We start from the raw sequence: 23,938 nt of genomic DNA, 5'->3' as shown, positions 1-23,938 counted from the left end.
CAGCACGCACGCGCCGGTTCAAACCTTCAGAATGCGCTCGCCGCGGCCGATGCCCGAGCCGCCCGTACGGACGGTCTCAAGAATCGCAGTGCGATCGATGGCATCGAGAAACGCGTCGAGCTTGCTGCCGTTGCCGGTCAGCTCGATCGTGTAGGTCTTCTCGGTCACGTCGATGACGCGGCCGCGGAAGATATCCGCCGTACGCTTCATCTCCTCGCGCTCCTTGCCGACCGCACGCACCTTCACGAGCATCAGCTCGCGCTCGATGTGCGCACCTTCGGTCAGGTCGACGACCTTGACGACTTCCACCAGGCGGTTCAGGTGCTTGGTGATCTGCTCGATGATGTCGTCCGAACCGGTCGTAACGATCGTCATCCGCGACAGCGACGCGTCCTCGGTCGGAGCGACCGTCAGCGTCTCGATGTTGTAGCCGCGCGCCGAGAACAGCCCCACCACACGCGACAGTGCGCCGGCTTCGTTTTCCAGCAGGACGGAAATGATGTGACGCATTACAGGTCCTCCGCGCCGAGCAGCATTTCGGAAATGCCCTTGCCTGCCTGGACCATCGGCCAGACGTTTTCGGTCGGGTCGGTCTGGAAGTCGAGGAACACGGTGCGATCCTTCAGTCGGAAAGCTTCGCGCAGCGCGGGCTCGACGTCAGCGGTCTTTTCGATGCGCATGCCCACGTGACCATACGATTCGGCCAGCTTTACGAAGTCGGGCAGCGCCTGCATGTAGGAATGCGAGTAACGGTTGTCATACTCGATTTCCTGCCACTGGCGCACCATGCCCAGGTAGCCATTGTTGAGCGAGCAGATCTTCACCGGGGTGTTGTACTGCAGGCAGGTCGACAACTCCTGGATGCACATCTGGATCGAGCCCTCACCGGTAATGGTGACGACTTCCTTGTCCGGGAACGCCTTCTTGATGCCCATGGCGTACGGCAGGCCCACACCCATCGTGCCCAGGCCACCGGAATTGATCCAGCGGCGCGGCTCGTTGAACTTGTAGAACTGCGCGGCCCACATCTGGTGCTGACCGACGTCGGAGCAGACGAAAGCGTCGCCGTTGGTCAGTTCCCAAATCTTCTCGACCACGTACTGCGGCTTGATGATCTCGGAATTGCGGTCGTACTTCAGGCAATCGACGCTGCGCCACTGTTCGATCTGTTCCCACCACTTGGCCAACGCCGTCTTGTTCGGCTTGGCTTCGCCGGACTGGATCTGGGCAATCATCTCCTGCAGCACGTCCTTGACGTTGCCGACGATGGGGATGTCGACCTTCACCCGTTTGGAGATGGACGACGGATCGATGTCGATGTGGATGATCTTGCGCGGCTGCGACGTGAAGTGCGCCGGGCTTCCGATCACGCGGTCATCAAAGCGCGCACCGATGGCGATCAGCACGTCGCAGTTCTGCATCGCCATGTTGGCTTCGTACGTGCCATGCATGCCCAGCATGCCCACGAACTGCTTGCTCGTGCCCGGGAATGCGCCCAGGCCCATCAGCGTATTCGTGACCGGGTAACCCGTCAGCGCAGCCAGTTGGCGCAGCTCTTCGCTGGCCTCGGCAAGCACCACGCCGCCACCGGAGTAGATGTACGGACGCTCGGCCTGCAGCAGCAGGCTCACCGCCTTACGGATCTGGCCGGAGTGCCCCTTGTTGACGGGGTTGTACGAGCGCATCTCGATCGTCTTCGGATACTCGTACTTGCACATCTCGCGCGAAACATCCTTCGGGATGTCCACCACCACCGGGCCCGGACGGCCGGTCGAGGCGATGAAGAACGCCTTCTTAATGGTCGAAGCGAGGTTGCGCACGTCCTTGACCAGGAAGTTGTGCTTGACGATCGGCCGGGTGATGCCGACGGTGTCGCATTCCTGGAAGGCGTCCTGTCCGATGGCGTGCGTCGGCACGTTGCCGGTGATGATCACCATCGGGATCGAATCCAGGTAAGCGGTGGCGATGCCGGTCACGGCATTGGTCACGCCCGGGCCGGAAGTCACGAGGGCGACACCGACCTTGCCCGTGGCGCGCGCATAGCCGTCAGCCGCATGGACTGCCGCCTGTTCATGGCGCACCAGGATGTGTTCGATCTTGTTTTGCTTGTAGAACGCGTCGTAGATATAGAGCACCGCGCCGCCGGGGTAACCCCAGACGAACTCGACGCCCTCTGCCGCGAGCGCATTGACGAGGATGTCAGCCCCCATCATGTCGGCAGATGAACCGCTATTGGCGTGGGAAAATTCCGCGCTTGGCATATTCATGTCAGTCCTTTGCAATTTTCGGCAAAAAATTGTTTGGATGCTCTCTACCGGGCTTGTGGCGCGGATTTGAGCGGTGCGCGTCTGCATGGATGGTCCGCCTGATGGGCGGCCAGATGAGACAAACCACAGATGTTGTGAACCGGGAATAATACTGCAATGCCGCATGGCGGTCCAGCGTCGGCGCGATTCCCCACTCCTGGCGGCCCGCCCGACCGTTGGACTGTCCGCGGAGCCGCATTTTTGCTAGCATCGCAACATTTTTCACGGCCAAGGCCGTTGACGCCGCGCGGCGTGATCATCACATCCTGTGAATGTGAATTTTCGCGTGGCTGCCTCACAGGATTCGCACCCGCCGTTGTATGGCCTCTGAACAGGAACTGTCGGCCTTTCTCTCAAGCGTCGAGAAACGCGCCTTCAAGCAGGCGGTCTTCGCGGTGCGCGACGACGATGCCGCGCTTGATATCGTGCAGGACGCCATGATCAAGCTGGCCGAGAAATACGGCGACAAGCCGAGCGCCGAGCTACCCCTGCTGTTCCAGCGCATTCTGCAGAACACGATTCACGACTGGTTTCGCCGCTCCAAGGTGCGCAACACCTGGGTGAGCCTGTTCTCCAGCTTCCGCACGGACGCTGAGGGCGACGACACCGACCCGCTTGAACTGATCGAAAGCGAAGCCGGCACCACAGCGGCGGAAAGCAGCGCCGACAAATTCGAGCGCTCGCAGATGCTGGAAATCCTGGAACGCGAAATCGAGAAGCTGCCCACACGTCAACGGGAGGCCTTCCTGATGCGTTATTGGGAGGACATGGATGTTGCCGAGACAGCCCAGGCAATGGGCTGTTCCGAGGGCAGTGTAAAGACGCACTGCTCGCGGGCAACACACGCCCTGGCCCAAGCGCTGCGGGCGCGAGGGATCCGACTATGAACAAGGTAGAACTCCGAGAACGCCGTTTTGTGCATGCCGTCCGAACCGCTCTGAATGAGTCGGCCGGACAGTTGCCGCCCGACGTACGCGACCGCCTCGCAGCGGCGCGCCGGACAGCGCTTGCGCACAAGAAAGCGGAAGTGCCCGGCACAGTGCGCTCGCCCGCCTTGGCGATGCCGGGCGTCGGCTCCGTGTCTTTCGAGACGGAAGGCGAAGCGCCGTCGCCGCTGCAACGCGCCGCCGCAGTCCTGCGTCGCCTCGGCCTGCTGTGGCCGACCATCGCTCTGGTGGCGGGCCTCGCAGGCATTTATCAGTGGCAACAGCAGCAACGCGTGGACGAGCTCGCGGAGGTCGATGCCGCGATGCTGCTCGATGATCTGCCGCTGGCCGCTTACGCCGATCAAGGCTTCCATCAGTACCTCAAGCACGATCAGTGAAAGGCTGATCGATGAGCAACTTCCAACACACCCCCGGCCAATCACCGCGAGGCGCAAAGACCCTGTGCCTACGCGCCAGCATCGTCGCGTTGATCGGCGCTGCCGGCCTGATGGCGGGACTGGCGATCGCGCAGGTTCCGGCCGCTTCGGCGCCTACAGCGGCGCCGGGCGTGACAGTCAACGCGCCGGTTGATCTGCCGACACCGCCCGCAACCAATCCGCTACCCGCCGTCCACCCGAACTGGGCCGAGTTGACCATCGTGCAGCAGCGCATCTTCGCGCCGCTGGCGCCCGAATGGAACGGCCTGCCAGAACTGGCCCGCCAAAAGTGGTTGCAGATCGCCCGGGCATATCCGAAATACACGCCGGCTCAGCAGCAGCGCCTGCAAACGCGCATGGCGGATTGGGTCAAGCTCACGCCGGAGCAACGCCACCGCGCTCGGGAGAATTTCCAGACCACCAAGTCGCTCCCGGTGCAGAAGAAGAGCGAGGCCTGGCAGAGCTACCAGCAACTGACGGAAGAGCAGAAGAAAGCGCTGGCTGCCGCGGCCAAGGCGCAAAAGCATCCGACAGCAGTGACGGCGCTGCCGGGCGGCGCAAGGTTGGCGAAGGACGCGGCCAAATCGATCCATCACGGTGCGCGCACCAAGCCAGGTACGACTAAGTCGGCGCCGACGAGCAAGCCGACAGCCACGGCATCCGCGCCGGTTGCAGCCCCTGCGCCCGAACCTGCCGCTACGGCACCTGCAAGCGCGCCGCTCACGCCTGTACACCCTGTTGCACCGTCCACCACCACCGGTGGAGAATCCGGCAATCCGCCACCCTCCACGGTGCTGGGCGGCTGAGGCCGGCAAACCCTTTGGCATAATCCGAACCACGTGCCGCACGACACCCAGCGCGCCGGCACATGATGGACTGCGCTGACGGCGCTCACACTCTGTTCGATGGCCACCTCCGTTTCCTCATCTCCACCCGTTGCGGCACCTGATCCGCTTGCCGCGCCCACGCTGCGCCGCCGTCTTGCCGCGATGCTCTACGAGGGCCTGCTGCTGTTTGGCGTGATGTTTGGCGCCACGGCTGTCTTTCTGCTCCTGCGCCTGATCGTGCCGCCCCTGGCGCGCACCGGCGATGTGGGGCTGCAGGTGTGGGGCTTTTTGGCGCTCGGTCTGTACTTCGTTTGGTTCTGGCGCAAGCGCGGCCAGACGCTGGCGATGCAGACGTGGCGCATGCGCGTGGTCAACGCCGATGGATCGCGTATTTCGCTGGGGCGCGCAGTTGCGCGCTATCTGCTGGCGTGGATATGGGTGGCCGCGGCAGTCGGCGTGATCCACCTGAGCGGAGCGTCCCGCTGGGCCGGCGCGGGTGTCGCTCTGGCGTGCCTGCTGGCTTGGGGCGCGCTGGCGTGGCTCGATCCGCAGCGCCAGTTCCTGCACGATCGCCTGGCCGGCACGCGGCTGGTGCGCGACTGATCGGTTTCACGCTCGGCGGCGACCTCCACCATGACGCGCGCCGATCTGCCCACCTCGCCTGTTCCCCTCGCCTTCCTGACCGCGGCCACTGCGCGCCGCATTGCCGTGGCGCTGCAGTGTGCGGCAACGCTGGCGGTTGGCTGGGCGGCGCATTACTGGGGCGGATGGAGTTGGCCGACTGCAAGCCTGCTCGCTGGCGCGGCGCTGGTGCTGGGTTATCTCCTTTCGGTCGGATGGGCGTTCCTGGTGTCCCTGAAGAGCCTGGGCACCGCGATACCGGACGACCCCGTGTGGGACCGCATGCCCGTGCCGCGTACGCATCGTATCGGCGTCGCCGGCTTCATGGGGTGTTGGCTGCGCGAATGTGTATCCGTAGCGTGGATGTTCAATGTGCTGCAACCGTTCCGGGCGCACGCTGCGTTCCAAGCGCCGGCGGGCGATGGCAACCGCGTGCCTGTGCTGATGATCCACGGCTACGGCTGCAATCACGCGGTGTGGTTGCCAATGCAGCAATACGTGGCTGCCGCCGGGCACCCCACGGATGCCATCGATCTCATGCCGCTGCTGGGCGACATCGACGACTACGCCCGCGACATTGCCACCGCCGTCGCGCGCCTGACGCGCATGCATGGCCGTGCGCCCGTCCTGCTCTGCCACAGCATGGGCGGGCTCGCCGCCCGAGCGCTGCTGCGCCAATCGGAGCCCTGCCCCATCGCCCACGTCATCACGCTCGGCACGCCGCATCGGGGCACCGCGATGGCGCGTACGGGGCGCGGCCACAACGTGCGCCAGATGGCTTGGGCGAGTCCTTGGCTGCGCCAGCTTGCAGCGTCCGAAACGCCTGACGTGCGCGCACGCATCACGTCGATTTTTTCGTGGCACGACTCCATCGTCGGCCCGGCCGGTGCGTCCTGGCTGGAAGGCGCGCGGCACATCCCGTTTGGGGGCATCGGCCATGTGTCGCTGCTATGCGACGCTCGCGTGCGCGACGCTGTGCTGACGGAACTCACCCGCATTGAAGGCCTCTCCGCGATCTCATCGGCCTGAAACGCGCGCCCGGCGCAGGTCTCGGGCGCAAGCCCACCCCCTTCTCGGCAAACACGTCATGTGACGGTCATGTTTCTGACACGGCTCTTTCATGCAGCGATGGCGAAATCCGTCCAACGCAGCCTCTGTTGCCGACATGGTCCTGCCAAATCTGCCATCGCGCCCTGGTTTCCTCCGCCGCCTCGCGCAACGCTTTCGCGCTGCTCCCCTCACCGGTTCCGACTGGAATGCTCCACCGCCTCTGATGCAAATGGCTGCAGGACTTGCCGCTGCCGGCGCGCTGGGCTCGGCTGTGCCAGCGGGCCGTGGCGATGTACGCGAGCACGAAGCACCGGCCGCCACGCCAACTTCCGCGTTGGCGCCAGAGCACTCGGCTGACACAGACACTGACCCGCCTGCCGAAAAAATCCAGCGCTACCGCACGATCTGGCTGTCGGACATCCACCTCGGCACGCCGGGCTGCCAGGCCGATTACCTGCTCGACTTTCTGAAGCACCACGAATCGGACACGCTGTACCTGGTGGGGGACATCGTTGACGGCTGGCAACTGCGCAAGGGCTGGTACTGGCCGCAGGCACACAACGATGTGGTGCAGAAGGTGCTGCGCCGCGCGCGCAAAGGTACTCGTGTGGTGTTCATCCCGGGCAACCACGACGAGATGGCGCGTCAGTTCCACGGCCTGAACTTTGGCGATATCGAAGTCGCTGAAGATGCAGTGCACGTGACCGCCACGGGCAAGCGCCTGTGGGTTGTGCACGGCGACCTGTTTGACGGCGTGATGCAGCACGCCCGCTGGCTGGCCTACGTGGGCGACTCGCTCTACACCTTCATCCTGGCGATGAACCGGCACTTCAACCGCATCCGCGTGCGGCTTGGGTTTCCGTACTGGTCTTTGTCGCAATACCTGAAGCATCAGGTCAAGAACGCAGTCAACTTCATCAATTCGTTCGAGCGCGTGATGACGGACGAAGCGCGCCGCCGCGGCTGCGACGGCGTGGTCTGCGGGCATATCCACAAAGCCGAGATCCGCGAGATCGACGGCCAGCTTTACTGCAACGACGGCGACTGGGTGGAGAGCCTTTCTGCCCTGGTCGAAACCATGGAAGGCGAACTGCAGATCGTCTACTGGACGCATCTGCTCGATGCGCCGCGCACATCCCGCCGCGCACGCCGTGCCGCTGCGGCCGCCGCCTAATGGAAGCCCCTATGACCAACACCAGCATCGACCTCGTGCAGCACGCCGCAGCCCAACCTACCCCCCAAGGAGAGCCCGTGAAAGTCATGATCGTCACCGATGCCTGGGAACCGCAGGTCAACGGCGTCGTCCGTACCCTCACCCAGACGCGTCGCGAACTGGAAGCCATGGGGCACATCGTCGACATGATCACGCCGCTGGAATTCAAGACGGTGCCGTGCCCGACGTATCCGGAAATCCGCCTGTCGATCCTGCCGGCCAAGCGCGTGCGCGAGCGCATCGAGAAGTTCGCCCCGCAGGCGCTACACATTGCCACCGAAGGCCCGCTGGGCCTCGCCGCACGCGCCTACGCGCTGCGCCACAAGCTGCCCTACACGACCGCGTACCACACCCGTTTTCCGGAGTACGTGCAGGCGCGCTTCGGCATTCCGCTGGCGTGGACGTATCGCTTTCTGCGCTGGTTCCACAGCCCTGCCCAGGCGGTGATGGCACCGACACCCGTAGTGCTGAAAGACCTTGCCGACTACGGCATCACCAATGGCGTGCTGTGGACGCGCGGCGTGGATCTGGACATCTTCACCGCCCAGCGCAGCAACGTGCTTAATACGGCCCATCCGATCTTCCTGTACGTCGGCCGTGTGGCCGTGGAGAAGAACGTCGAAGCCTTCCTGGAGCTGGATCTGCCGGGCTCCAAATGGGTGGTGGGTGAAGGCCCCGCCCTGGCCGGGCTGAAGGCGAAGTACCCGAACGCGAGCTACCTCGGCGTACTCAAGCAACCGGAGCTGGCCAAGGTGTACGCCTCGGCCGACGTGTTCGTCTTCCCGAGCCGCACCGACACGTTCGGCCTGGTACTGCTGGAGGCACTGGCCAGCGGCCTGCCGGTTGCCGCGTATCCGGTGACGGGGCCGATCGACGTGCTTGGCGATTCACCGGCCGGTGCGTTGCGCGAAGACTTGCGCGAAGCATGCCTGGAAGCGCTGCGTATCGACCGTGCCACGGCGCGTGCGCATGCCGAGAAGTTCTCGTGGCACGCGGCCTCGGAGCAATTCCTCGCGCACCTGCGCCCGATGCCCGCCGCACCGGCCGGCAACACCAAGGCCGCCGAGCCGTCCACCGCCGCGGGTGCCTGAGCCTTGCGTTCCATGAAGCCCACCACCCCGCCGGACCGGCGTCTGGAAAATCCACCTGCACCACCAGCGGCCGGCGCCTATTCGCCGGCCGACAACCCGCATAAGGGCAATCGCGGCATCACGCGGGCATGGTTTGCGCTCAAGAACTCCATCAGCGGCATCCGCTTCGCCATCGACGAGGAAAGCGCGTTCCGCCAGGAATTGACGCTGTGCGCAATCCTGCTGCCCTGCGCGTTCGTCATCCCAGCCACGGTGGTCGAGCGCATTCTGATGCTCGGTACGCTGGTGCTGGTGCTCATCGTCGAGCTGCTCAATTCGAGCGTGGAAGCGGCGGTCGACCGTATCTCGTTGGAACAGCACGGGCTTTCCAAGCGTGCCAAGGATTTCGGCAGCGCAGCCGTCATGCTGGCCCTGCTGCTGTGCATGGGGACGTGGTTGGCGATCGCCTGGCCATGGGTGGCCTCGCTGTTGCATTAGGAACACCAGCGAAAACCGGCGACAACGTTTGGCAATGTCGGCCCCACAGCATGTAGGGGTCGTTGCACAAGCACGATCTCTTATAATCCGGGCACCAATACGCCACGGAGACAGGGCCACCGGCCTTGGCAGTCAATGGAAACCAAGCAGCATTCCACCGGCCCGCGCCGCACGCGCGATCGCATCCTCGAAGTGTCGCTGCGCCTGTTCAACGACCTGGGCGAGCCCAACGTCACCACCACGACGATCGCCGAAGAGCTGGAGATCAGCCCGGGCAACCTGTACTACCACTTCCGCAACAAGGACGACATCATCAACTCGATCTTCGTGCAGTTCGAGCAGGAGATCGCGCGCCGTCTGAAGCTGCCGGATGACCACAAGGCCACACTCGACGAGACCTGGGGCTACCTGCAGTACATGTCGGAGTTTCTTTGGAACTACCGCTTCCTGTACCGCGACATCAACGATCTGCTCGCACGCAATCGCATGCTTGAACTGAACTTCAAGCGCATCGTCGAGCAGAAGCGCCACTTCGCCATGGACATCTGCCACCAGTTCATCGAAGACGGCGAGATGGAAGCCACGGCCGAGCAAATCGATGTCATCTGCACCAACATCGTCGTGATCGCCACCTACTGGCTGTCGTTCCAGTTCGTGCAGCACCCACGCCAGTACAACGACCAGAACGCAATCCGCGATCACCTGCACGGCGCGAGCTACCACATCCTGTCGATCCTCGCGCCTTACCTGCGCGGCAAGCCGCGGCGGGCGTTCGATTTGCTGGCGGTGAGCCGCAGCAATGATCCGCCCATCAGCACCTCCGGCAACAAAACTCCCGCCCAATGAAATCGATCTGCGTTTATTGCGGTTCCAGCCCCGGCGAGCGCCCGGAATACAAAGCCAATGCCATCGCGCTGGGCAGCGAGATGGTCAAGCGTGACCTCACGCTCGTCTATGGCGGCGGTAACGTCGGCCTGATGGGCGTGGTGGCCGACGCGGTGCTGCAAGGCGGCACCCCGGTGATCGGCATCATCCCGAAATCGCTGGTGCGCAAGGAGGTCGGCCATAAAGACCTGACCGAGCTGCACATCGTCGACAGCATGCACCAGCGCAAGCAGATGATGGCCGATCGTGCGGATGCCTTCATCGCCATGCCCGGCGGCGTCGGCACGTACGAAGAGCTATTCGAAACATTTACGTGGCTGCAGCTCGGCTATCACAACAAGCCGATCGGCCTGCTGAACGTAGCGGGCTTCTACGACAAACTGCTCGCCTTCATCGACCATGCTGTGCAGGAAGGCTTCCTCAAGCGCCACCACGCTGACCTGCTGCACGTGAGCGACGACCCCGCCGCGTTGATCGACATGCTGGCGCGTGCGCCCCGCGAGACCGTCGACAAGTGGTCGGAGCGTCGCGAGCGCACGTAGGGCGACATGCAAGATTCGTTGCTTACGATGGCGCTGTACGCGTCCCTGGTGCTGATCATGCCGGGGCCGACGAACATGCTGCTGCTCTCGTCCGGCCTCAAAGTGGGCGTGCGGCGGACGAGCCCGCTCATTGCCGTAGAGGCGCTGGGCTATGTCACTTCAATCTCGCTGTGGGGATTCTTTCTGACCGCGCTGTCGGTCAGTCAGCCGTGGCTGCCAGCCGTCGTCAAACTGCTGAGTTCCGCGTACATCCTCTACTTGGCCGCAAAGATCTGGCGACAAAGCGGTGCACTGCAGCACGTTGCGGCGAATCCTGTCAGCTTGCGCGACATGTTCGCCACCACGTTGATGAACCCGAAGGCGCTGCTGTTTGCAAGCACGCTCTTCCCGCTCGCAGCATTCCAGTCCGCAGCCGATTTTGGGCGGACCATCGCCACGTTCCTGGTCGTGCTGGTGCCCATTGCTATCGGCTGGTCGTATTTGGGCATGCTGCTCACGACACGGCGCACGTGGGCGTCTCACACGCCCAAACTGTTGCGCGGTGCAGCGCTCGTACTGCTCACCTTCTCGGGAACACTGATGTATTCGGTGTTGAGCCGTTGAGCAGGAAGGCGCCGTTGGCCTAAAACGACGATCCTGGCTGGGTCAGAAACGCAACTTCCTCGGGTGTGGAAACGCGCCCGAGGGCTTCGTTGCGATGGGGGAAACGCCCGAAGCGCGCCACGATCTCGCGGTGCTTCTCCGCCCAGATGAGCGAGTCCGCATCGCCTTCCTGATCGCGCAGGCGCGTGTAGAGGCGAATCGATTCGTCCTGCGCAGACAGTGCCTCGCTATGCTCGAAAGGCAGGTAACAGAACATGCGGTGATGGCGCGTCGGCAGTCGCGCATCCCAGCCCGCGGCCACGACGATCTGTGCGGTGTGCAACGCAGCCGCGTCGCTGGCAAACGCGCGCGCACTGCCGCGAAACATGTTGCGCGAGAACTGGTCGAGCACAACGATGCGCGCGATGGCTTCGAGCGGCGTATCCATCCAGGTGTCGGCGTCGCCCGTAGAAAGCGCTTCCCACAGCGGCATGAAGCGCGCGCGGATCTCGGTATCGAACGCGTCGGATTTGGTGAACCATTCCGGCCGTGCGTCGATCAGCGGCGCGTTGCCGAACCAAAACGCGAGCACGTCATCGGCGGTGGGCAAACCGATCATCGGGGTCTCCTTTTTTTTGCAAGGTGCGCTATAGCGCGGCACCTTAGCGCTGCACGTTCCGCATCCAATCGGCGGTCTGCCAGAACGCCTGCATCAGGCGCATCTGCAGGGCTTCGTCCAAGCCGATATCTTGCATGGCGAGTGCCATGCAGCGCATCCATTGATCACGCTCCTGCGTGCCGATCTCGAACGGCAGATGGCGCGCGCGCAAGCGCGGGTGGCCAAAGCGCTCGATGAAATGATTCGGGCCGCCCAGCCAACCGCACAGGAACCAGAACAGCTTGTCGCGCGATCCATCCAGGCTTTGCGGATGCAGTGCGCGCAGCACGGCAAACTCGGGCTCCAGATCCATCAGGTCGTAGAAGCGATCAACGAGTTCGCGCACGCGCGCTTCGCCGCCAATCAGGTCAAAAGCCAGGGTTTCCTGGCCGGAAGTTGCGTCAGTCATACAGCGTCAGTCACGTCAAAAAATTTAGGCGTCGTCATGCGTCACGAAGCGTTGCCATGGCCGGGCGACGCAGCACGTCGCGCAAGCCCAGCCAGCCGCCAACAAAGGCACAGGCCATGCCGCTCACAACGCCCACCGGCAGGATCGCCGGGTTGAAACGATACGGAAAATCGAACACGTGCGCCGAGAGCACCCAGCCGATGGCGATTGCGCCCACGCCGGCCATCAGCCCGGCCAAGCCGCCAACGATCAGCACTTCTGCATACTGCGTCTGGCGTACCACAGCGGAGCCCGCGCCCAGCGCGCGCAGCACGCCGGCATCGCGCAAGCGCTCGTCACGCGAGCCGGAGAGCGCGGCATAGAGCACCAGCACACCCGCCGCCAACGTAAAGACGAAGAGGAATTCCACCGCCGCCGTTACCTGATCCAGCACGCCCTGCACCTGCTGCAAGATCAGTTCGGTATCGACCACCGTGAGGTTCGGAAACTCACGCACGAGCTTGGCCGGCAGATCGGCCTGCCCGGCGGGAATGCGGAACGCGGTCACGTACGTCTGCGGCATGTCGTGCAGCGCCACGGGCGGCAAGATCACGAAGAAATTTACGCGCATCGAACTCCAGTCGAGCTTGCGCAATGACGTGATGGGCGCATCCACCGTCTGCCCGGCGACGTCGAAACGCAGCACGTCGCCCAGGCGCAGGTTGAGCGTCTTGGCAATGCCCTCTTCCACCGAGGCCTCGGGCTTCTGCCCGCTGAACCATTGGCCGGAAACAATGCGATTTTCAGGCGGCCGCTCGGTAGCGTACGACAGGTTGAATTCGCGTTCGACCAGGTTGCGGGCGCGCGATTCGGCATAGGTCTGGCGGTCGATCACCTGGCCATTCACCTGGGTTAGGCGTCCGCGCACCATCGGGTAGAGCTTTGGGTCCGCTACGTCAGCTTGGGCAAGGGCCTGCGCCACTGCCCGCATCTGATCGGGCTGGATATTGATGATGAAACGGTTGGGCGCATCGGCCGGGGTGGCGTTGTGCCACGAGCGGATCAGGTCATTGCGCGTCATGGCGAGCAACAGCAGCGCCATCAGGCCGACGGCAAGCGATACGGTTTGCAGCACGCTCACGCCGCGACGGCGCTCCAGTACGGCCAGTGCAAAGCGCCAACCCACGCTGAGCGCACGACCACGCCCCAGCGATACCGCCAGCGCGCGCAAGCCACCGGCGGCCAGGAGCGCAAACACAACGATGGCGCCGGCAAACCCGGCGGCCGTCAGCGCACCGAGCTTCACGTCGCGCGCAGATACCACGAGCAACGCGAAGAATGCCGCCGCGCCCAGCGCATAGCCAATCCACGCAGCAACGGCGCGCTCAGCCACATCGCGCCGCAGTACGCGCAGCGGCGCCACGCGCACGAGGCTCAGCAACGGCGGCACGGCAAAGCCAATGAGCAGCACCAGCCCCGCCGCCACGCCCACTACCGCAGGCCAGACAGATGGCGCGGGCAATGTCACCGTGACCAGATCACCGAGCGACGCAAGCAACAACCAGTGCGCGCCATAACCCAGCGCCACGCCCACGGCCGAACCCAGCACGCCGATCAACAAAAACTCCAGCGCGAACGTGCCGAGAATCTGCCCCTGCTTGAGCCCCAGGCACTTGATGACCGCCACCGCATCGGTATGCCGCGCGGTGTATCGGCGCGCGGCCATGGTGATCGCCACTGCGGCAATCATCGCGGCCAGCAAGGCAACGAGCGAGAGGAAGCGCTCGGCGCGGTCCAGCGTTTCGCGCATCTGCGGTTGGCCGTTCTGCAACGACTCAACGCGCACGCCACGCAGTTGGCGCGTCTTCGTTTCGTTCTCGGCCCAGGTGTGGAACGCACTGGCAGCGGCATCGGGGCCCGCCACCAGCAAGCGATACGTCACCCGGCTGCCGTAAGTGACGAGGCCCGTCGAACCCAGATCCGACATCGGCAACATCACCCGGGGGGCGAAATTCATGAAGCCCGCGCCGCGATCGAGTTCCTGGGTGATGACGTGAGCGATCTTGAACGTGCGCGTGCCCAGGCGGATCGCATCGCCCACGCGAATGCCGAGCGCTTCGAGCAGCGGTGCGTCCACCCACACCGTGCCTGCGGCAGGAATGCCCCGGATTGGCGCGCCCACGGTGTCGCGCCCGTCATCGCTCGCCTTGAGGGTGCCGCGCAGCGGGTAACCCATGTCGACGGCCTTGATGGCGGCGAGTTGCGAAGCGGGTTCGCCTGAGGCGCCCTTGGCCAACGTGCTCGCCATGCTGGGGAAGGTGGCGGTGTGCGTGACCTGCAGGCCGCTCGCACGCGCATGCGCCTCGATGTCGGGTGGCAACGGCTGGTCGGACACGACAAGCACATCCGCGCCGATCAGTTGACGCGCATCGCGCTCCAAGCCGGCATGCATGCGGTCGGCCAGGAAACTGACGGACGCCAGCGCGGCCACGGCCAGCACCAGCGCGACGAGCAGGAGGTTCAGTTCGCCGGCGCGCCAGTCGCGGCGCAGCATGCGCAGGGCTTGGGTCCAGACGGAGAAACGTGACATGGGCAGAACATGGACGGGGCGCTCGATCGCGCAAACCCCGCCATGTTCGCACGACTTCAGCGGGCCAGCGCGCGGGCCTCGTCAGCGTGCCAGGGCAGCGCCTGCTCTGCGGTCAGCAGCGAAACGTGCTCGGTCGGTCGGTAGCCTGCGAGGTGGCCCAGCCCTTCGCGAAAGGCTGGCTGGCCAATGCGCTCGATCAGCTCGCGCACCCAGGGCGACAGCGCGTCATTGCGGCGCACCGCCAGGTAATACGTTTCGCGCGTCAGCGGCACAAAGTGCAGGCCATGGGCTTCGGCGCCCGGGCGCAGGCCGAAGCCGACGTCCGCTCGCCCTTCCTGCACGGCCACGGCGATCTTGTCGCTGGAGAATTCCTGCTCGTCATACCCGTGGATCTGGTCGGGATACAGACCCGCAGCCACCAGCAGTTGATCGAACAGCAAACGCGTGCCCGAACTGCGCTGGCGGTTGATGAAGCGGGCCTGCGTACGCGCCAGGTCGCCCAATGACTGCACCCGCCCGGCCCATTCCGCCGACATCATCAGCCCCTGCTCGCGATCGGCCAGGGCGATCAGGCGTACGGCCGTCGGGCGCAGCCACTTACGCAAGGTCTGGTGCGCGATCGAGCCAGCACCCTGCTGCGGTGCCACATAGAAGCCGGCCACCTCGCATTGCTTTTCCTGCAGGCAGATCAGCCCTTCAACAGCACTGCAGAACACGGTATCGATGTGGGCACCGTGGCTTTGCCGCGCGAACGTCTCGGCCAGCACTTCCACGGCCGGATCATGACTGCCCGAGAAACGGATGCGCGCCTGCGACTGGGAGGCATCTTCCAGCTCGGAGAGGAACTGCCCCATGGCTTGGTGCAGCGCCGGATCGAGTTGCTCACGCAAGCGCATCTCGGCGCGCAACATGCGCTCGCCAAAGAGCGTGAGCGAAGCCCCCCGGCCGCGCTCCATGTCGAGCAGCGAGCGGCCGAGCATTTCTTCCCACGACCGCATCACCCCCCAGGCGTGCCGGTACGACAGCCCCACCTGTTTGGCCGCCCGGTGCAGCGACCCCGTCTCGCGCACCGCCCGCAGCAACTGAAACACTTTGCCGTTGGCGCGCGGGTTGTCGTCCGGCCCCACCACCGGAAATACTTCGAACTGGAATGTCATTATGTTTATGGTTTCCTATTTACTTCCGCCGTGGCCCGGGAGAACAATCCTGCTCATCCCCGGGGCGGGCATATCGTGGCCGCTGACCGCCCCCGACGTTGCTGTCATCATGCAGCATCCGACATAAAGCGTCCACGCCTTCCCGCTGACCCCACAACATGCCCGGATTGTTCCAAACCCTTCGGCTGTCTGCAGTCATCTGCATGACACTCGCGCTCGCCACGGCCGCATATGCTGGCGATCTCCGCATGGCCACCACCACCAGCACTGAAAATTCCGGTCTGCTGAAAGTCCTGTTACCCAAGTTCGAGGCGGCCACTGGCATCCATGTGCACGTGATTGCCGTTGGCACCGGCAAGGCAGTCAAGCTGGGTGAATCGGGGGACGTGGATGTGGTGCTCGTGCACGCCCGCCAACTGGAAGACGCCTTCGTCGCCTCAGGCGGCGGCATCGACCGCCGCGACGTGATGTACAACGACTTCATCCTCGTCGGCCCCGAGGCAGACCCGGCTCACGTGCGTGGCCAGAAGAACGTCATCCAGGGGATGGAGACCGTCGCCGCGGCGGGCGAAAAAGCCGGCACCAAGTTCATCTCGCGCGGTGACAACTCCGGCACCGACGTCATGGAAAAGGCTTACTGGAAGACGGCCAACATCGACCCGAAAGGCAGGCCGTGGTACGTCAGCGCGGGGCTCGGAATGGGCGAAGTGCTGAACATGGCCGCGCAGATGAACGCCTACACGCTCTCGGACCGCGCAACCTACGGCGCCTACCGCGCCAAGACGGGTCTCGACATCGTGCTGGCCGGAGACCCGCGCATGTTCAATCCCTACGGCATCATCGCGGTCAACCCGAAGAAATACCCCAGCGTCAACTACGCTGATGCGACCAGGCTGATCGAATGGATCACGTCACCGGAGGGTCAGCAAGTGATCGCCGGTTTCAAGGTCAACGGGGAACAGGTGTTTTTCCCGGACTACGGGAAGGCCGTCGCAAGCGGAAAGTAGCCCCCCCGCGCGGCGGCATGGCTGAGCGGCGGCGGTGCAGCTTCAGGCCACCGCCGATTCCAACTGCGAATGCTGCGGCAACTCTGCCGCCACCTCGCCGATCATGCGGCGCAGCCACATCACATCGGGCGCGGCATGGCTGCGTTCATGCCAGAGCTGGTAGAAGCGCATCTTCGGGAACGCCATGGGCGTCGGCAGGATGCGGATCGGCAAATACTGGGCGCAGTGCGCAGCGAACTGGCGGCCAGTGGTGAAGACCAGATCGGTGCGCATCAGCACATACGGCACCAGCCCGAAATATGGCAGCGACACTTGGATCTGCCGCTTCAGCCCCTGCTCCGCAAGTGCTTGATCGATCATGCTGCGCTGCATGACGGCGTACGGCGCGGGCGCCAGATGCGGCATTTCCACGTAGTGCTTGAGCGAGATCCCCTTGCGCGCCAGCGGGTGCTGCGCCCCCAACATGCAGACGACTTCATCGTCGAACAACGGCGAAATGTGCAGATGTTCCGGCGGCGAGAGCCAGTTGCCGATCACGAGGTCCATGCCGCCCTGCTCCAGCGCAGCAAGGTAATCGACGCCGGCATTGAGCGGATGCACCACCAACTTGGCCTGCGGTGCCTGCTTGCGCAGACGCTCGACGATGTTGGGCAGGAAAAAGGCATCGAGGTAATCCGGCGCACCGAGGTGAAACGTGCGGGTGGTGTTGCCGGGGTCGAATTCCTGCGACGGGCGGGCGATGCGCTCCATCGCCTCCAGGCTCTGCTGCGCGAGCGCCAGCAAATCGTGGCCGCGCTCGGTCGGCACCATGCCGTTCTTGCCGCGCACCAGGATGGCGTCGCCGGTGATCTCGCGCAGGCGCTTGAGCGTATTGCTGATGGCCGGCTGCGACTGGCCGAGCTTGACCGCCGTACGCGTCACGCTCTGCTCGGTGAGCAGCGTGTAGAGAACGCGCAGGAGGTAGGTATCGAGGTGATCTTTGCCGTGCATCTGGAGGCGGGTAACGGCTGCGCCGACCCTTCTAAAAGAAGTGCTTGGGGACGCTGTCAGTGTATGTCACCTGCACGCCGCGCCGCCAGACCGCTACCGGCGGGTATACCCCGGATTTTGGCTTTCCGATGCGGGTTATCACATGGGCCAAATATTGCATTCCTGGCCCGGTGCTATGGTTCCGTTACACACACAAACAGGCGTAGAACCCCCATGGAGACTCAGCCCATCCGCTTCTTCCACCGCGGCCAGGTCCGCACCGTCACGGACGCCCCGATCACCCGGACGGTGCTTCAATACCTGCGTGAAGACGCACACTGCACCGGCACCAAGGAAGGGTGCGCCGAGGGCGATTGCGGTGCTTGTACCGTCGTGCTCGGTGAACTGCAAGAAGACGGCAGCGTCGGCCTGAAGGCCGTCAACGCGTGCATCCAGTTCCTGCCCACGCTCGACGGCAAGGCGCTGTTCACCGTGGAAGACGTGCGTGGCAAGGATGGCACGCTGCACCCGGTGCAAGAGGCCATGGTGGAGTGCCATGGGTCGCAGTGCGGCTTCTGCACGCCAGGCTTCGTCATGTCGCTCTACGCCCTGTACGAGAACACCGGCAATCAGGCTCCAATTCCCTCGCGCCAGACCATCTGCGATTCGCTCACCGGCAACCTCTGCCGCTGCACTGGCTACCGTCCGATCATCGACGCCGGCGAACGCATGTTCGAGCTGCCCTCCCCTGCCGGCATCGACCGCACGCAACTGGCCGAAACGCTGCGCAAGCTGCAACGCAAGGACACCTTCGGCTATGCGCCCGTCGGCACCGAGAACGCACCGCGCTTCTACGCACCGCGCACCGCATCGGCCTTTGCCGCCATCAAGGCCGCGCATCCGAACATCCGCATCCTGGCCGGCAGCACCGACGTCGGCCTGTGGGTCACCAAGCAGTTCCGCGACCTGGGCGACATCCTGTACATCGGCCAAGTGGCCGACCTGTACGCACTGGAAAAGCGCGACGGCTGGATCGAGATCGGCGCTGCTGTCTCGCTGGAAAAAGCCTACGAATTCCTGGCGGCGGACTACCCTGAGACGACCGAGCTGTGGAAGCGCTTTGCCTCGCTGCCGATCCGCAATGCCGGCACGCTGGGCGGCAACGTCGCAAACGGCTCGCCGATTGGTGACTCCGCGCCTGCGCTTATCGCCATCGGCACGCGCGTCGTGCTGCAACGTGGCGAAGTCCGCCGCGAATTGCCACTCGAAGACCTCTACCTCGCCTATCAGAAGAACGCGATGGAAGAAGGGGAATTCGTGGCTGGCCTGCGCATCCCCGCGCGTGAGGGCCGCGATGCTCTGCGCTTTCGCACGTACAAACTGTCCAAGCGCTTTGACGAAGACATTTCTGCCGTGTGCGCAGCGCTGGCCATCGAACTGGACGATGACATCGTGCGCAGCGCACGCATCGCCTACGGCGGCATGGCGGCAACGTCCAAGCGCGCGACGGAGACGGAAAACGCCATCGTCGGCCAGCCCTGGAATGAAGCGACCGTGCGTGCTGCCATGGCAGCCATGTCGCGCGACTACACCCCGCTGACCGACATGCGCGCCACCGACAACTATCGCCGCGTATCGGCCGCCAACACGGTGTACCGCTTCTGGCTGGAAACCCGCACCGATACGCCACTCGCACCCGAACAGATCAATGTGCGCGCGGTCGAATTGAATACCCTCACGGCAGCGTAAGAACATGAACAAGCAAACCGAAGCCTTCCTGCTGGCGGAAGCCGATATTGCTGCGGCCATGTCTGGCCAGCGCGGCGCTGTGGTGGGCATTTCTCGCCCGCACGAATCCGCACACCTGCATGTTGCGGGCACCGCCACGTACACCGACGACATTCCCGAACTGGCCGGCACGCTGCACGCGGCGCTCGGCATGAGCACGCAGGCGCATGCGCGCATCGTCAACATGGATCTGGACCGCGTGAAGGCCGCGCCCGGCGTGGTGGCGGTGTTCACGTCGGCCGACATTCCCGGCACGAACGATTGCGGCCCGATCATCCACGACGACCCGATCCTCGCCACCGACACGGTGCACTTCATCGGCCAGCCGATGTTCATCGTGGTGGCCACATCGCACGATGCTGCGCGCCGCGCGGCGCGTCTGGGCAATATCGAATACGAAGTTCTGCCCCCGCTGCTGACCCCGGAAGAGGCGCGTGCGGCCGGCAAATCCGTGCTGCCCCCGATGCACCTCAAGCGCGGCGAACCGGCTGAGCGCATCGCCACTGCACCCCGCTCTGAAACCGGCAAGATGTCGCTGGGCGGCCAGGAGCAGTTCTACCTCGAAAGCCAGATTTCGTACGCGGTGCCGAAGGAAGACAACGGCATGCACGTGTGGTGCTCGACACAGCACCCGACCGAGATGCAGCACATGGTGTCGCACATGCTGGGCTGGCACGCCAACCAGGTGCTGGTCGAATGCCGCCGCATGGGCGGCGGTTTCGGCGGGAAGGAATCGCAGTCGGGCCTGTTCGCCTGCTGTGCGTCGCTGGCAGCATGGAAACTTGCCTGCCCGGTCAAGCTGCGTCCGGACCGCGACGACGACATGATGATCACCGGCAAGCGGCACGACTTCCGCTTCGCCTATGAAGCCGGCTACGACGACGACGGCCGCATCCAGGGCGTCAAGGTGGACATGACGTCGCGCGCCGGTTTTTCGGCCGACCTGTCGGGCCCCGTGATGACGCGCGCCATCTGCCACTTCGACAACGCCTACTGGCTGCCCGAGGTAGAGATCGACGGTTTCTGCGCACGCACCAACACGCAGTCGAACACTGCCTTCCGCGGCTTCGGCGGCCCGCAGGGCGCGTTTGCCATCGAGTACATCATGGACAACATCGCGCGGTCGGTCGGCAAGGACCCGCTCGATGTGCGCCGCGCCAATCTGTACGGCAAGGACAAGAACAACGTCACGCCGTACGGCCAGACCGTGGAAGACAACGTCATCCACGAACTGCTCGACGAGCTGGAGGCCACCTCCGACTACCGCGCCCGCCGCGAAGCGATTCGCGCGTTCAATGCGACCAGCCCGGTGCTCAAGCGCGGTCTGGCGTTGACGCCGGTGAAGTTCGGCATCTCGTTCAACGTGAAGCACTTCAACCAGGCCGGGGCGCTTGTGCACGTCTACAACGACGGCTCGATCCTGGTGAACCACGGCGGCACCGAAATGGGCCAGGGCCTGAACACCAAGGTCGCGCAGGTCGTGGCGCACGAACTGGGCGTGTCGTTCACGCGCATCCGCGTGACGGCCACGGACACCAGCAAGGTCGCCAACACATCCGCCACGGCTGCATCAACCGGCAGCGACCTGAACGGCAAGGCTGCGCAAGACGCCGCACGCCAGATCCGCCAGCGCCTGATCGCGTTTGCCGCCGAGCACTACGAAGTGCCCGTCGAGACGGTGGCGATCGTGGGCGACCATCTGGAAATCGGTGCACGCCGCGTGCCATTCGATGAACTGATCGGCAAGGCCTATGTTGCCCGCGTGCAATTGTGGTCCGACGGGTTCTACGCCACACCCAAGCTGCACTGGGATCAAGCCAAGCTCAAGGGCCGTCCGTTCTACTACTACGCCTATGGCGCGGCAGTCTCGGAAGTAGTGGTTGACACGCTCACCGGCGAATGGCGCCTGCTGCGCGCCGACGTGCTGCACGACGCCGGCCGATCGATCAATCCGGCCATCGACATCGGCCAGGTGGAAGGCGCGTTCATTCAGGGCATGGGTTGGCTGACGACCGAAGAGCTGTGGTGGAACAAAAACGGCAAGCTGATGACGCACGCGCCGTCCACCTACAAGATCCCGACGGTCAACGACTGCCCGACGGACTTCCGCGTGCACCTGTTCAACAACGCCAACGTGGAAGACAGCATCCACCGCTCCAAGGCGCTGGGTGAGCCGCCGCTGCTGCTGCCGTTCTCGGTGTTCTTCGCCATTCGCGATGCGGTGGCTGCCGTGGGCGATGGCCGTACGAGCCTACCGCTGAATGCACCCGCCACCAGCGAGGAAATCCTCAAGGCTGTGGACGCTATCCGCAGCGCCCCGCTGTCGGCCTGAGTTGGGAGCCCCCATGGACCACACGCAACTGCGCCCCTTCCGTTTCGCCGACGTGCTCGCCACCGTGCAAGCGGAGCAGCCGTGCGTGCTGGTCACGGTGACGGACGTGCAAGGCTCTGCCCCGCGCGAGCCAGGCACGCTCATGCTGGTGGGCGCCGACGGCTTCTTCGGCACTATCGGTGGCGGGCATCTGGAATGGCGTGCGATGGAAATCGCCCAGGCGATGATGGACGCGCCGGAAGCCACCGGCGAAGCTCGCCGCCAGTTCGTACGCATTCCACTTGGGCCTGCGCTTGGCCAATGCTGCGGCGGCGTGGTGCGGCTGTCGCTTGAACGACTCGACACGCGTGATGTGGAATGGATCGCCCTGGCCGACGACGCCATGCGCCAACGACGCAGCCTGCGCCGCTTCGTCTGCGCTGATCCTGCGGTGGCGGTTGAAGCAAACGTAGGCGACGCCGCCGCGGCCGGCGTGCAACTGGACGCCAGCGGCTTCACGCAAACCGTCCTGCCGCCCGACATGTCGATCGTGCTGTGCGGCGCGGGCCATGTCGGCCACGCCATCGTGCGCGCGCTGGCGCATCTGCCCTGCCGCGTCACGTGGGTGGATGAGCGCGATGCGATGTTCCCCTTCCCCACGGAAGTGCCGTCGAACGTCGTCATCGAATCCACCGATACGCCGGAAGCCGTGATCGATCACGCGCCCGCCGGCAGCTACTTCCTGGTCATGACGCACAACCATGCGTTGGACCTCGCGCTGTGCGAACGCATCATGCGCCGCACGGACTTTGCCTACTTCGGCCTGATCGGTTCCAAGACCAAGCGCGCGCGCTTCGAGCACCGCATGGTCGAGCACGGCGTAGACCCGGCACGCCTGCCAGAAATGGTGTGCCCGATTGGCGTGGCGGGCATCGTGGACAAGGCGCCGGATATCATTGCGGTATCCGTCGTCGCGCAACTTCTGCAGGTGCGAGAGCTGCAACAGCATGCGCTCACCAGTGCCAGCAGCGGCGCGGCGGTTCCTTACCGCACCCCCACATCCGCCTGACCATGCCGATCTCCCCCGCCCTTGCAGAGCGCATCGCCACCAGCCCGAAAGCCGAACTGCACATCCACATCGAAGGCTCGCTCGAGCCCGAACTGATGTTCGCGCTGGCCGAGCGCAACGGCGTGAAGCTGCCGTATGCGTCGGTGGAAGAAGTACGTGCCGCCTACGCCTTCGACGATCTGCAATCGTTTCTCGACCTGTATTACGCGGGCGCCAGCGTGCTGCTCACCGAGCAGGATTTCTACGACATGACGGCCGCTTATGTCGCGCGCGCGCTTGCCGACAACGTCCACCACGCCGAAATCTTCTTCGACCCACAGACGCATACCGCGCGCAACGTGCCCATGCATGTGGTCATTCACGGCATCGTCCGCGCTCTGGACGACGCCGAGCGCGAGCATGGTTTTTCCAGCGCGCTGATCCTCTGCTTCCTGCGCCATCTGAGCGAGGCAGACGCATTCGACACGCTCGAAGCGGCACTGCCCTATATCCAGGACCCGACCAACCGCATCATCGGCGTGGGGCTGGATTCGTCCGAGCGCGGCAACCCACCGGAGAAGTTCGTGCGCGTGTTCGCACGCTGCAAGGAACTCGGCCTGCACCTGGTGGCCCACGCAGGTGAGGAAGGCCCCGCACAGTACGTGACCGATGCGCTGGACATCCTGAAGGTGGAGCGCATCGACCACGGCGTACGCGCCATCGACGATGCCGCACTCATCAAGCGCCTCGCCGCCGAACGTATCGCGCTGACGGTCTGCCCATTGTCGAACGAAAAACTGAAGGTCTATCCAGACCTGCGCGACCACTCGCTCAAACAACTGCTGGCCGCGGGCTGCGCAGTGACGCTGCATTCCGATGATCCGGCCTACTTTGGCGGCTACATGAACACCAACTGGCTCGCCACCTTCAACGCCCTCGACCTGTCTGCGGCCGATGCGCACACGCTCGCACGCAACAGCTTCGAGGCGTCCTTCCTGCCCGAACAGGACAAAGCCCTGTGGCTTGCCAAGGTCGACGACCACTGGAAAGCCACACACTAAAAAT

Annotated in this window: 23 protein-coding genes; 16 read left to right on the top strand and 7 right to left on the bottom strand. The window is 64.3% G+C overall.

Features of this window, described 5'->3' with window-relative positions; genetic code table 11:
• Positions 1-18: 18 nt before the first annotated feature.
• Both ilvN and BG83_RS0102690 read right to left on the bottom strand, forming a co-directional pair.
• Positions 19-510 (bottom strand): acetolactate synthase small subunit, encoded by a 492-nt coding sequence (gene ilvN / locus BG83_RS0102695; protein WP_021195003.1) that lies wholly within the window; start codon positions 508-510, stop codon positions 19-21.
• Complete coding sequence (locus BG83_RS0102690; RefSeq protein ID WP_024975281.1) at positions 510-2,267, bottom strand: acetolactate synthase 3 catalytic subunit; 1,758 nt, start codon at positions 2,265-2,267, stop codon at positions 510-512. The genes ilvN and BG83_RS0102690 overlap by 1 nt, the downstream gene beginning before the upstream one ends.
• 359 nt (positions 2,268-2,626) lie before the next feature.
• On the opposite strand from BG83_RS0102690, the gene BG83_RS0102685 reads away from it, so the two are divergent.
• The 11 genes from BG83_RS0102685 to BG83_RS0102635 all read left to right on the top strand — a co-directional run bounded on the left by BG83_RS0102685 (position 2,627) and on the right by BG83_RS0102635 (position 10,978).
• Positions 2,627-3,193, top strand: coding sequence for an RNA polymerase sigma factor (locus BG83_RS0102685; protein WP_024975280.1), 567 nt, complete (start codon positions 2,627-2,629; stop codon positions 3,191-3,193).
• The gene (locus tag BG83_RS0102680) at positions 3,190-3,630 is read left to right on the top strand and encodes a DUF3619 family protein (protein WP_024975279.1); all 441 of its coding nucleotides are present in this window, start codon (positions 3,190-3,192) and stop codon (positions 3,628-3,630) included. The genes BG83_RS0102685 and BG83_RS0102680 overlap by 4 nt, the downstream gene beginning before the upstream one ends.
• Positions 3,631-3,641: 11 nt before the next feature.
• A complete protein-coding gene (locus BG83_RS0102675; protein ID WP_024975278.1) occupies positions 3,642-4,475 on the top strand; it encodes a DUF3106 domain-containing protein in 834 nt (277 codons plus the stop codon).
• Positions 4,476-4,574: 99 nt separating this feature from the next.
• Positions 4,575-5,099, top strand: coding sequence for an RDD family protein (locus BG83_RS0102670; RefSeq protein ID WP_024975277.1), 525 nt, complete (start codon positions 4,575-4,577; stop codon positions 5,097-5,099).
• A 30-nt stretch (positions 5,100-5,129) separates the two neighbouring features.
• Positions 5,130-6,146 carry an esterase/lipase family protein gene (locus BG83_RS0102665; protein WP_024975276.1) on the top strand — a complete coding sequence of 339 codons (1,017 nt, stop codon included), beginning with the start codon at positions 5,130-5,132 and terminating at the stop codon, positions 6,144-6,146.
• 244 nt (positions 6,147-6,390) lie between these two features.
• Entirely contained in the window at positions 6,391-7,341 is a 951-nt protein-coding gene (locus BG83_RS0102660; RefSeq protein ID WP_024975275.1) for a UDP-2,3-diacylglucosamine diphosphatase, read from the top strand.
• Between the two features lie 86 nt (positions 7,342-7,427).
• Complete coding sequence (locus BG83_RS0102655) at positions 7,428-8,471, top strand: glycosyltransferase family 4 protein (protein WP_200869021.1); 1,044 nt, start codon at positions 7,428-7,430, stop codon at positions 8,469-8,471.
• Between the two features lie 12 nt (positions 8,472-8,483).
• Entirely contained in the window at positions 8,484-8,948 is a 465-nt protein-coding gene (locus BG83_RS0102650; RefSeq protein ID WP_024975273.1) for a diacylglycerol kinase, read from the top strand.
• A gap of 135 nt (positions 8,949-9,083) precedes the next feature.
• Positions 9,084-9,794, top strand: coding sequence for a TetR/AcrR family transcriptional regulator (locus BG83_RS0102645; RefSeq protein ID WP_024975272.1), 711 nt, complete (start codon positions 9,084-9,086; stop codon positions 9,792-9,794).
• Positions 9,791-10,375, top strand: a complete 585-nt coding sequence (locus BG83_RS0102640; protein ID WP_024975271.1) for a TIGR00730 family Rossman fold protein — start codon at positions 9,791-9,793, stop codon at positions 10,373-10,375. The genes BG83_RS0102645 and BG83_RS0102640 overlap by 4 nt, the downstream gene beginning before the upstream one ends.
• Positions 10,376-10,381: 6 nt before the next feature.
• A complete protein-coding gene (locus BG83_RS0102635; RefSeq protein WP_024975270.1) occupies positions 10,382-10,978 on the top strand; it encodes a LysE family translocator in 597 nt (198 codons plus the stop codon).
• Positions 10,979-10,997: 19 nt separating this feature from the next.
• Here the strand turns inward: BG83_RS0102635 and BG83_RS0102630 are convergent, their stop codons facing one another.
• From BG83_RS0102630 to BG83_RS0102615, 4 genes are read right to left on the bottom strand one after another with little or no spacing between them, the layout of a single operon-like run.
• Entirely contained in the window at positions 10,998-11,576 is a 579-nt protein-coding gene (locus tag BG83_RS0102630) for a DUF924 family protein (protein WP_024975269.1), read from the bottom strand.
• 43 nt (positions 11,577-11,619) lie between these two features.
• Complete coding sequence (locus tag BG83_RS0102625; RefSeq protein WP_024975268.1) at positions 11,620-12,024, bottom strand: group II truncated hemoglobin; 405 nt, start codon at positions 12,022-12,024, stop codon at positions 11,620-11,622.
• A 34-nt stretch (positions 12,025-12,058) separates the two neighbouring features.
• The gene (locus tag BG83_RS0102620; protein ID WP_024975267.1) at positions 12,059-14,593 is read right to left on the bottom strand and encodes an ABC transporter permease; all 2,535 of its coding nucleotides are present in this window, start codon (positions 14,591-14,593) and stop codon (positions 12,059-12,061) included.
• Between the two features lie 56 nt (positions 14,594-14,649).
• Positions 14,650-15,750 (bottom strand): substrate-binding domain-containing protein, encoded by a 1,101-nt coding sequence (locus BG83_RS0102615; RefSeq protein ID WP_024975266.1) that lies wholly within the window; start codon positions 15,748-15,750, stop codon positions 14,650-14,652.
• Positions 15,751-15,908: 158 nt separating this feature from the next.
• Between BG83_RS0102615 and BG83_RS0102610 the strand changes: the two genes are divergently transcribed.
• Positions 15,909-16,757 carry a substrate-binding domain-containing protein gene (locus BG83_RS0102610; RefSeq protein WP_024975265.1) on the top strand — a complete coding sequence of 283 codons (849 nt, stop codon included), beginning with the start codon at positions 15,909-15,911 and terminating at the stop codon, positions 16,755-16,757.
• A gap of 42 nt (positions 16,758-16,799) precedes the next feature.
• Here the strand turns inward: BG83_RS0102610 and BG83_RS0102605 are convergent, their stop codons facing one another.
• Positions 16,800-17,747, bottom strand: a complete 948-nt coding sequence (locus BG83_RS0102605) for a LysR substrate-binding domain-containing protein (RefSeq protein WP_024975264.1) — start codon at positions 17,745-17,747, stop codon at positions 16,800-16,802.
• 213 nt (positions 17,748-17,960) lie between these two features.
• Here BG83_RS0102605 and xdhA point away from each other — a divergent pair, with 213 nt between their 5' ends.
• The 4 genes from xdhA to BG83_RS0102585 are packed head-to-tail and all read left to right on the top strand — an operon-like array spanning position 17,961 to position 23,934.
• A complete protein-coding gene (xdhA, locus tag BG83_RS0102600) occupies positions 17,961-19,475 on the top strand; it encodes a xanthine dehydrogenase small subunit (protein ID WP_024975263.1) in 1,515 nt (504 codons plus the stop codon).
• Between the two features lie 4 nt (positions 19,476-19,479).
• Complete coding sequence (gene xdhB, locus BG83_RS0102595) at positions 19,480-21,846, top strand: xanthine dehydrogenase molybdopterin binding subunit (RefSeq protein WP_024975262.1); 2,367 nt, start codon at positions 19,480-19,482, stop codon at positions 21,844-21,846.
• A gap of 13 nt (positions 21,847-21,859) precedes the next feature.
• Entirely contained in the window at positions 21,860-22,894 is a 1,035-nt protein-coding gene (xdhC, locus tag BG83_RS0102590) for a xanthine dehydrogenase accessory protein XdhC (protein ID WP_024975261.1), read from the top strand.
• 2 nt (positions 22,895-22,896) lie between these two features.
• Positions 22,897-23,934, top strand: a complete 1,038-nt coding sequence (locus tag BG83_RS0102585) for an adenosine deaminase (protein ID WP_024975260.1) — start codon at positions 22,897-22,899, stop codon at positions 23,932-23,934.
• Positions 23,935-23,938: the final 4 nt, after the last annotated feature.

Source organism: Ralstonia pickettii (genome assembly GCF_000607165.1).
GTDB classification, from domain to species: Bacteria; Pseudomonadota; Gammaproteobacteria; order Burkholderiales; family Burkholderiaceae; genus Ralstonia; species Ralstonia holmesii.
Note: the sequence above shows the minus strand (reverse complement) of the source record. Positions and strands in the feature narration are given on the sequence as shown.

What these genes read in the sequence shown, in the direction of transcription:
- ilvN (WP_021195003.1), bottom strand. Translation starts at nt 510, where the DNA reads ATGCGTCACATCATTTCCGTCCTGCTGGAAAACGAAGCCGGCGCACTG.
- BG83_RS0102690 (WP_024975281.1), bottom strand. Translation starts at nt 2,267, where the DNA reads ATGAATATGCCAAGCGCGGAATTTTCCCACGCCAATAGCGGTTCATCT.
- BG83_RS0102685 (WP_024975280.1), top strand. Translation starts at nt 2,627, where the DNA reads ATGGCCTCTGAACAGGAACTGTCGGCCTTTCTCTCAAGCGTCGAGAAA.
- BG83_RS0102680 (WP_024975279.1), top strand. Translation starts at nt 3,190, where the DNA reads ATGAACAAGGTAGAACTCCGAGAACGCCGTTTTGTGCATGCCGTCCGA.
- BG83_RS0102675 (WP_024975278.1), top strand. Translation starts at nt 3,642, where the DNA reads ATGAGCAACTTCCAACACACCCCCGGCCAATCACCGCGAGGCGCAAAG.
- BG83_RS0102670 (WP_024975277.1), top strand. Translation starts at nt 4,575, where the DNA reads ATGGCCACCTCCGTTTCCTCATCTCCACCCGTTGCGGCACCTGATCCG.
- BG83_RS0102665 (WP_024975276.1), top strand. Translation starts at nt 5,130, where the DNA reads ATGACGCGCGCCGATCTGCCCACCTCGCCTGTTCCCCTCGCCTTCCTG.
- BG83_RS0102660 (WP_024975275.1), top strand. Translation starts at nt 6,391, where the DNA reads ATGCAAATGGCTGCAGGACTTGCCGCTGCCGGCGCGCTGGGCTCGGCT.
- BG83_RS0102655 (WP_200869021.1), top strand. Translation starts at nt 7,428, where the DNA reads ATGATCGTCACCGATGCCTGGGAACCGCAGGTCAACGGCGTCGTCCGT.
- BG83_RS0102650 (WP_024975273.1), top strand. Translation starts at nt 8,484, where the DNA reads ATGAAGCCCACCACCCCGCCGGACCGGCGTCTGGAAAATCCACCTGCA.
- BG83_RS0102645 (WP_024975272.1), top strand. Translation starts at nt 9,084, where the DNA reads ATGGAAACCAAGCAGCATTCCACCGGCCCGCGCCGCACGCGCGATCGC.
- BG83_RS0102640 (WP_024975271.1), top strand. Translation starts at nt 9,791, where the DNA reads ATGAAATCGATCTGCGTTTATTGCGGTTCCAGCCCCGGCGAGCGCCCG.
- BG83_RS0102635 (WP_024975270.1), top strand. Translation starts at nt 10,382, where the DNA reads ATGCAAGATTCGTTGCTTACGATGGCGCTGTACGCGTCCCTGGTGCTG.
- BG83_RS0102630 (WP_024975269.1), bottom strand. Translation starts at nt 11,576, where the DNA reads ATGATCGGTTTGCCCACCGCCGATGACGTGCTCGCGTTTTGGTTCGGC.
- BG83_RS0102625 (WP_024975268.1), bottom strand. Translation starts at nt 12,024, where the DNA reads ATGACTGACGCAACTTCCGGCCAGGAAACCCTGGCTTTTGACCTGATT.
- BG83_RS0102620 (WP_024975267.1), bottom strand. Translation starts at nt 14,593, where the DNA reads ATGTCACGTTTCTCCGTCTGGACCCAAGCCCTGCGCATGCTGCGCCGC.
- BG83_RS0102615 (WP_024975266.1), bottom strand. Translation starts at nt 15,750, where the DNA reads ATGACATTCCAGTTCGAAGTATTTCCGGTGGTGGGGCCGGACGACAAC.
- BG83_RS0102610 (WP_024975265.1), top strand. Translation starts at nt 15,909, where the DNA reads ATGCCCGGATTGTTCCAAACCCTTCGGCTGTCTGCAGTCATCTGCATG.
- BG83_RS0102605 (WP_024975264.1), bottom strand. Translation starts at nt 17,747, where the DNA reads ATGCACGGCAAAGATCACCTCGATACCTACCTCCTGCGCGTTCTCTAC.
- xdhA (WP_024975263.1), top strand. Translation starts at nt 17,961, where the DNA reads ATGGAGACTCAGCCCATCCGCTTCTTCCACCGCGGCCAGGTCCGCACC.
- xdhB (WP_024975262.1), top strand. Translation starts at nt 19,480, where the DNA reads ATGAACAAGCAAACCGAAGCCTTCCTGCTGGCGGAAGCCGATATTGCT.
- xdhC (WP_024975261.1), top strand. Translation starts at nt 21,860, where the DNA reads ATGGACCACACGCAACTGCGCCCCTTCCGTTTCGCCGACGTGCTCGCC.
- BG83_RS0102585 (WP_024975260.1), top strand. Translation starts at nt 22,897, where the DNA reads ATGCCGATCTCCCCCGCCCTTGCAGAGCGCATCGCCACCAGCCCGAAA.